Below are 7,796 nucleotides of genomic sequence, written 5' to 3'. Positions count from 1 at the left end.
AAGCCCGCTCACTACAAAGCGAGGGCGTACGGGCGCAATGGTTGTTCGGCTGGGGGGCGGGGGCGTCCGGGAATCGCGTCAATCAGTTCACGGGTGTACGCATGGGTAGGGTGGCTGAAAATCTGCTCCACCGACCCCTGTTCAACCACCTGGCCCTGGCGCAACACCAACACCCGATGCGCGAAGTTGGCGACCACCGACAGGTCGTGGGACACCAGCACGTAGGCCATGCCCATCTCCCGTTGAAGTTCTTCCAGCAACTCAAGAATGCGCGCCTGCACCGACACGTCCAGCGCGCTCACTGGTTCATCGAGCAGCAGCAGGTCGGGCTTGAGCGCCAGTGCGCGGGCGATGGCGACCCGTTGGCATTGGCCTCCGGACAACTCGCGGGGCAGGCGGTCGAGAAAGTTGACAGGTAAGTGCACCCGGTCGATCAGTTCGCGCGCGGCCTGTTCCAGGGCTGCGCCCTTTAGCCGTCCAAACGACACCAGCGGTTCCACAATGCTGTCGAACACCGTGAAGCGCGGATCGAGGGCGGCGAATGGGTTCTGTTGCACCAGCTGGATGCGCTGGCGCAGCGGGCGGAAGTCACGCCAGCTCAGGTCAGTCACATCCTGCTGCTCGAACAGGACCCGGCCCCGGGTCGGTTTCTCCAGACCCAGGGCGATGCGCAGCGCGGTGCTTTTGCCCGAGCCGGATTCGCCGACGATGGCCAGGGTCTGGCCGGGGTAAACGTCCAGGCTGAGGTTTTCCAGCGCCAGGAACGTCGCGGCCTCATCTTTGACCTTCGGCAGGCTGAACGTCTTGGCCACGTTGCGCAGGCTCAGGATCGGCGCCTGGATATGAGGCACGCTGGGCAACGGCTCGCGGCGCCTGGCGAAGGCCGGTGCGGCGGCGATCAAGGCGCGGGTGTAGTCGTGGCGGGGCGCCTGCAGGATCTGGCGCGGCGGCCCTTGCTCCACCAACTCGCCTTGTTTCATCACCAGTATCCGGTCGGCGCGGTCGGTGGCCACGCCCAGGTCATGGGTGATGATCAACAAGGAAATCCCGCGTTCACGCACCAGGCGTTGCAGGTGGTCGAGGATCTTGCGTTGCACGGTGACGTCCAGCGCGCTGGTGGGTTCGTCGGCGATGATCAGGCGCGGGTTGCCGGCCAGGGCGATGGCGATCAGCACACGCTGGCGCATGCCCCCGGACAGCTCGTGAGGGTACTGGCGGGCGCGCAGTACCGGCTTGTCGATGCCCACCTGTTGCAGCAGCTCGACGACGTCGGCATCCACGCCGGGGTAGCGCCGCCCCTTGGCCAGGATCACGGCCTCGGCAATCTGCTGGCCGATGCGCAAGGTCGGGTTCAGGCTGACCATCGGGTCCTGGGGCACCAGGCCAATGGTGCGCCCGCGCAGTTGGCGTTTCTGGCGGTCGCTGGCGCGGGTCAAATCGTGGCCGTCCACCCACAGCGCTCCGTCGGTGATGCGGGCGTTGTCCGGCAACAGGCCGAGGATGGCATTGGCCAGGGTCGACTTGCCCGAACCCGACTCGCCGACAATCGCCACCGTCTCGCCCTGGGCCAGTGCAAACGACAGGTTGCGCACGGCCGGGTTGGCCTGGCCGCCCGAGTGGTAGCTCACGTCGAGCTGGCGCACATCGATCAACAGGGGAAGGGGGCTCATCGGCGATGCTCCTCAAACGTGCGGGCAATGTGGTTAAGGCTGAAGACCACCGCCACCAGGAACAGGCCGGGCAGCAGGGACACCCAGGGGGCGGTGATCAGGAAGTGCCGGCCGTTGGCGATCAAGGTGCCCCATTCTGCTGCCGGAGGCGCCGCGCCGAAGCCAAGAAAACTCAAGCCGGCCGTGGCGAGGATCGCGGCGCCGAAGTCCAGCGTCGCGAGCACCGCCACCGGTCCCCAGGCGTTGGGCAGGATGTGCCGCAGCAAGGTCCGCGCCCAACTGGCGCCGCCCAGGCGGGCCGCTTCCACGTAGGGCAGGGTCTTGACCCGCAGCACTTCGGCGCGGGTGGTGCGCGCAAACCCCGGAATGATGCCCACCCCCACCGCAATGGCCACCGGCACGGTGCCAAAACCGATGGCCGTGACAATGGCCAAGGCCAGCAGCAGGCCGGGCAGGGCCAGCAGCACGTCGATAAAGCGCATGATCACCGCGTCAATGCGGCCCCCGGCAAAACCCGAGAAGATGCCCAGCCCGAGCCCGCCCACCAGGGCGATACCCACCGCCAGGAACGCGGCCTGCACCGACAGGCTGGCGCCGTAGACCACCCGGGTGAACAGGTCGCGGCCTAGCTCATCGGTGCCGAACAGATGAGTCAGGTTCGGCGCGCGTAGCTTGTCGATTGGGGCCGTGGCGTAAGGGTCGAAGTGCGTCAGCCATTGCGGCACCACGGCGGCGACCAACGCGAATATCACGATCAGCAACGCCACGGTAAACCCCGGCCGGCGCAGCAGTGGCAGCACCACGGCGGTGACGCGTTGCAGGCGGCTGCGGCGTCTCCAGAGGGGCGCGGGAATACCGGTGTGACCCAGGTTGTGCTGGAGGATAGTCATGGTCTAGGACACCTTGGGTGTATGGGAGATGCGCGGGTCGAGCCAGGGGTAGAGCAAGTCCACCAGCAGGTTCACCAGCACAAAGGCTGCGGCGGACACCGCGACGATTGCCAGTACCACCGGAATGTCCTGGCGCAATACCGCTTCCTGGGCCAGGCGGCCAATGCCAGACCGGGCGAAGATGGTTTCCACCAGCACCGCGCCGGACACGGTGTTGCCCACCTGCAGGCCGATCAGCGTGAGGATCGGCAGCGCGGCATTCTTGAACCCGTGGCGTGCCTGCACCTGAGCCCGGCTCAAACCCTTGGCGTAGGCGGTGGTGATGTAGGACTCCTGCCACACCCCCTGAAAGCTGCGCTGCAACACCTGCGCGTACACCGCCGCACTCGGAATCGCCAGGGTGATCGCCGGCAGCACCAGGCTCTCGAACCCCCGGCTGCCGGTGGCCGGGAACCAGCCCAGGCCAAAGGCGAAGACCTGGATCAGCAGCAAGCCCATCCAGAACACCGGCACCGAAAACCCCAACGACGGCAGCCGCGCCAACGCCACTTTCAACGGCCGCCAGCGCACATACGCCGCCAGGTAAGCCAGCCCGATGCCGCCGACCAGCGACAACACAATCGCCAAACCGGCCAGAGACAGCGTCTGTGGCAGGCGTTCGGCGAGCAGTTCGGCCACCGGGCGATTCAGCGACAGCGACTGACCGAAATCCCCGTGCAAGGCGCCCAGCAGCAGGTTGAAGTACTGCTCGAACACGCCTTTGTCCAGGCCGTAATAGGCGCGGGCCTTGGCCAGGTCTTCCACCGACAGCGCGTCGGCTTCCATGCCCGACGCGCTGAGCATGATGGACAGCGTGTCACCCGGCAGCAGATAGAGGATGAAGTAGGTGATGCTATAAGCCCCCCACAACACCAGCATGGCCTGGCCCACGCGGCCGATCAGGTAGCGGGTCATGGCTGGCCGACCTCGATATCACCCAGCAGCGCAAAGCCCTCGGCGGTCCACTGGAAGTTTTTCACCCGTGGCGACGTCGCGGCCTGCCACACGCGTTCGTACACCGGGAACGCGGCGCCTTCGTCGATCAGCAAATCCTGCAAGTCACCGTAGGCCGCAGCGCGTTGCGAGCTTTGGGTGGCCGTAATGCCGGCGTCGAACAAGCCCTTGGCCTTGTCGAGCACCTGGGGCTCGTAAATGTTGGTGGCCAGGGTTGCGCTGTTGGCGGTGCGCGGGTCGAGGATGGTTTGCAGGATGATCGGGTCGGCGCGGGTCATGTAGTTGATCGACAGGTCATAGTTGCCTGACGAGTTGTTGGCGATCCACTCGGCCCGCGTGACGACGCTGAGCTTCAGGTCGATCCCGACCTTGCGCAGTTGGTCCTGGATCAGCACATCGCCGGCGGTTTCGGCGGGGCTGATGTTGTAGCTCAGGCTCAGGCGCTTGCCGTTCTTCTGGCGGTAGCCGTCGGCACCCTTGGCCCAGCCGGCCGCGTCCAGCAGCTGTTCGGCACCTTGGGGGTCGTAGGCCAGTTTGGCGCCCTGGCTTTTGAAGTAGGGCGTGGTCACGTCAAAGATGCCGTCCACCACCGGGAATTCGGCGTTGTACACGGTGCTGGCGTAGCTCTTGCGGTCGATGGCTTTTTGCACGGCCAGGCGCACTTGCTTGTCGGCGAGCAGGCGTTCGCCCCGGGTGTTGGGGTACAGGTTGAGCGCCGGGCCCGGCAGCGAACGGCTCTGGATGGTCGCGCCCTTGGACTGGAACAGCTTGAGGTCGACTTCGGAAAACGGGTTGCGCGGCCACAGGATGTCAGCCTTGCCTTGCAGGAACAGGCCGTTGCGCACGCTCTCTTCGGGGATGTAGCTCACGTCCACCGCATCCAGATGGGCTTCACCCTGGTTCTTCATGTTGGCCGACGCCCAGGCGTAGCCCTTGCGTTTGGTCAGGTGCGCGCCGACTTCGGGGGTGTAGCTGGCGAGCACGAAGGGCCCTGTACCGATGATCTTGCCCAGGGAGCGCTCCTTGGCGCTGAGGGCATAGGAGGCGGGCGCCAGGATCGACAGGTTGGTGGTGGAGGTGGCTTGCAGGAACCCCGCGTTGGGCTTGGCCAGCACCAGTTTGACAGTGAAGTCATCAACCACTTCGGCGTGGTCGTAGCCCGCCAGGTAGGTCGCGCCGAACGTCGCCGGCAGCTCGGTGGCCAGGGCCTTGTCGCTGTCGAAGGCGGTTTTCACCGCCTTGGCATCGAAGCGTTCGCCATTGCTGAAGGTCACGTCCGTGCGCAGGTGGAAGGTGTAGGTCAGGGCGTCGTCGCTCACCTCCCAGCTTTTGGCCAGCCAGGGGATGATCTTGCCGCTCTGCGGGTCTTGGTCGGTCAGTGACTCGGCGACATTGCGCAGCAGCACCCGGTGTTCCAGCCAGTAGACCTGGAATGGATCGACGCTGACCAACGTGGTGTTGTCGCCAAAAAACGCGATGCTCAGGGTTTTGCTGGCCTGGGCCTGGTCACCCGAAGGTGAGCAGCCCACCAGGCTCAGTGCCAGGGCGCAGGACGCCAGCAGGCGGCTCGGTACAGTGGATCTCGTCAAAGGGATGCCCTCACGTGGCGATTGCGCTTAGAAGTCGTAGGCCAGCTTGGTGTACCAATAGCCGCCGCCCGGATAGAACGGCGGGTTGCCATACGGCGCTAGGCCCAAGTTGCTGTACACGGCGTGCCGGTCGGGGCGCACGTCGAAGATATTGGTGCCGCCGACGCTCACGGTGAGGTGGTCGACGAAGGTGTAGCTGACGTCCAGGTCGGTGATCCATTTGGCGCCGAAGCTGCGGTCGCCCGTGGGGTTGACCGCCAGGGTCTTCACCGCGCCGTAGCGGCTGGTTTGCAGGTTGACCGCCAGGTCATCGACCTTCCAATTAGCACCCAGAATCCACTTGGTCTTGGGGGTGGCATCAGTCAGGTCGCCCTCGCGATCGCGGCCCACCAAAGTGACGCCGGAGTTGGCGAGCGCGCCGGGAGTGTCGCGGGTGCCTTCGATGGTGGTCTTGTTCCAGTTGAAGCCCAGGCTCCAGCGCACTGACCCCCAGGCATCCAGCGGCGTGGTGTGGTCGGCGACCACATCCAGGCCTTTGGTGCGGGTGTCGAAGGCGTTGGTGTAGTAGTTGACCCAGGTGCCGCTCGGCACGCCTTGGGCGGTGAGGATGTTGTTGATCACGCCGTTACCACGGTCGTAGATGTTGCTGGTCAGGGCGATGCGGTCATCGATATCGATGAGGTAGGCGTCGGCGGTGATGCTGGTACGGGGTGCGGGCTCCCAGGTCAGGCCCAGCCCCAGGTTGCGTGACTTCTCCGGCTTGAGGTCATCACCGCCGAGGGCCTTGGCCAGGTTGCTGCCCGACGGCGTCAGGCGGGTGACAGCGGGCACCACGTTGCCGTTGGCGTCGATGGCCACCCGGTTGTCGGCGACGGTGTAGCCGATCTGCGTCAGCGATGGCGCGCGAAACCCGGTGCCGACGGTGCCGCGCACGGCCACGGTGTCGGTCAGTTCATAGCGTGAGTTCACTTTCAGGCCGAAGGTGTTGCCTGAGTCATCGTCGTAATGCTCGATGCGCCCGGCCACATCGAGGAACCAGCGCTCGGTCAGGTCGAAACCCAGGTCAAGGTAGCCCGCATAGTTGTTGCGGACCAGGTTGACCTCATCTTCCGGGCGAATCGTCACCGCCGCCTGCGCGCCCGAGGCGGCGGGGTAAGTGCCGGTGATATACGCGTCGGGCTCGCCGGCAAAGGTGCTGAAACGCTCCCAGCGATGTTCCAGGCCGGCCGACACCTGCACCGGTGGCGTGAGGTTGAACAGGCTGTCGTAGCGGCGGGTGAAATCGAGGTTGTTCACCCACTGGTCAAAACGGAAGGTGGCCAGGTTGTCGAACTGGGTCGGCGATGCCGTGCCCAGTGACGGGTTGATATTCAGGTCACTGGAATGGTGCACGGTGTTGCGCCCGTAGGTGGTGCTCAAGTCCCAGTTCCAGTCGGCGAGTTCGCCTTTGCCGCCGAACAGGAACTGGTAGTCCCGGTCCTTGATGTTGTTCAGCGGGAAGTAGCCATTGGGGAACACCTCGGGCACTGCCGCCGTGCCGGTGGGCAGGCGGAAGTAGTTGGCGGCCTCGGCGTCGCGTTCGCCGTAGGTGGAAAACGAGTACAGCGTCACGTCCTCCAGCGGCAGTTCGGCGTTGTAGGCCAGGTTGAACGCCTTGAGGTCGGGATCGCCGTTCTTGATCGCCACGCGGTCCCAGGCCGCTTCCTTGGCCGGGTCGCTGAAGGCGCGCACGGTGTTGTCGGCCTTGTCGTTCCACGAGGCGGCACCGCGTTTGCGGGCGTCGGCCGAGAAATGGAAAAAGCCCCGGTCACCCAGTTTGAAGCCCTGGTCGCCGGCCACCTTGATGGTTTCGCCCTGGCCGGAATACAACTGGCCGTAGCTGCTTTCCAGGTGCCCGCCGCTGGCCTCGGACTTGAGGATGATGTTGATCACCCCGGCCACGGCATCCGAGCCGTACTGGGCGGCGGCGCTGTCCTTGAGCACTTCGATATGGTCCACCGCGCTGACCGGGATCAAGTCGATGTCCACGGCATTCGCGCCGCTGTTATCGATGGAACCGCGCTGGCCGGTCGCGCCGTTATGGCGGCGTTTGCCGTTGACCAGCACCAAGGTGTAGGCCGGGCCCAGGCTGCGGTTGCTCAGCGGGCGGGTCACCGAGTTGTAGCCGGCAATGTTGGTGCCGAAGTTGAAGGACGGCAGCAGCTTGGCGATGGCTTCGGAGAGTTCAGCGCGGCCGGTCTTGAGCAGTTGCTCGCTGTTGATCACATCAATCGGTGCCGGGCTGTCAGCCACGGTGCGTTCCTGGCCACGCAGGCCGGTGGAGATCACGGTGACGGTGTCGAGCTTGGCGTCTTCGGTGGCCGCCTCGGCAAACGGCAGCGGGGCCGCGAGCAACAGGGAGCTGGTCAGCAGTGACAGGTGGAATTTACGGGTGGGGAGAGGGCGTGCGAGATCGGGCATGTCAGGAGTAATCCATCAGGATTGGCACTGGCCCTTGGTGCGGGTGCAGCTGGGAAACGGTGTGACATGAAAGTATTACTATAAGAAACCCGAGTGAAAGTCTTTTTTGGAATAAGCTAATTATTAATTAATGTGATTTTATGTTTTTATAAAATCACATATTTTTATTATCAATCACCTTGTAGTGAGCGGGC

General features: G+C 64.6%; 5 protein-coding genes. All 5 read right to left on the bottom strand.

Annotated elements, in window-relative coordinates:
• Positions 1-11: 11 nt before the first annotated feature.
• From HX803_RS12010 to HX803_RS11990, 5 genes are read right to left on the bottom strand one after another with little or no spacing between them, the layout of a single operon-like run.
• Positions 12-1,670 carry an ABC transporter ATP-binding protein gene (locus tag HX803_RS12010; RefSeq protein WP_178920822.1) on the bottom strand — a complete coding sequence of 553 codons (1,659 nt, stop codon included), beginning with the start codon at positions 1,668-1,670 and terminating at the stop codon, positions 12-14.
• Positions 1,667-2,560 carry an ABC transporter permease gene (locus tag HX803_RS12005; RefSeq protein WP_178920821.1) on the bottom strand — a complete coding sequence of 298 codons (894 nt, stop codon included), beginning with the start codon at positions 2,558-2,560 and terminating at the stop codon, positions 1,667-1,669. The genes HX803_RS12010 and HX803_RS12005 overlap by 4 nt, the downstream gene beginning before the upstream one ends.
• 3 nt (positions 2,561-2,563) lie before the next feature.
• Positions 2,564-3,514, bottom strand: coding sequence for an ABC transporter permease (locus tag HX803_RS12000; RefSeq protein ID WP_178920820.1), 951 nt, complete (start codon positions 3,512-3,514; stop codon positions 2,564-2,566).
• Positions 3,511-5,142, bottom strand: a complete 1,632-nt coding sequence (locus HX803_RS11995) for an ABC transporter substrate-binding protein (RefSeq protein WP_178920819.1) — start codon at positions 5,140-5,142, stop codon at positions 3,511-3,513. Before HX803_RS11995 ends, HX803_RS12000 begins: the two co-directional genes overlap by 4 nt.
• Before the next feature lie 27 nt (positions 5,143-5,169).
• Complete coding sequence (locus HX803_RS11990; RefSeq protein ID WP_178920818.1) at positions 5,170-7,602, bottom strand: TonB-dependent siderophore receptor; 2,433 nt, start codon at positions 7,600-7,602, stop codon at positions 5,170-5,172.
• Positions 7,603-7,796: the final 194 nt, after the last annotated feature.

This window comes from Pseudomonas sp. P7548 (assembly GCF_013386585.1).
Taxonomy (GTDB): Bacteria; Pseudomonadota; Gammaproteobacteria; order Pseudomonadales; family Pseudomonadaceae; genus Aquipseudomonas.
The sequence above is the reverse complement of the archived record's forward strand: the minus strand, read 5'-3'. Positions and strand labels throughout refer to the sequence as shown.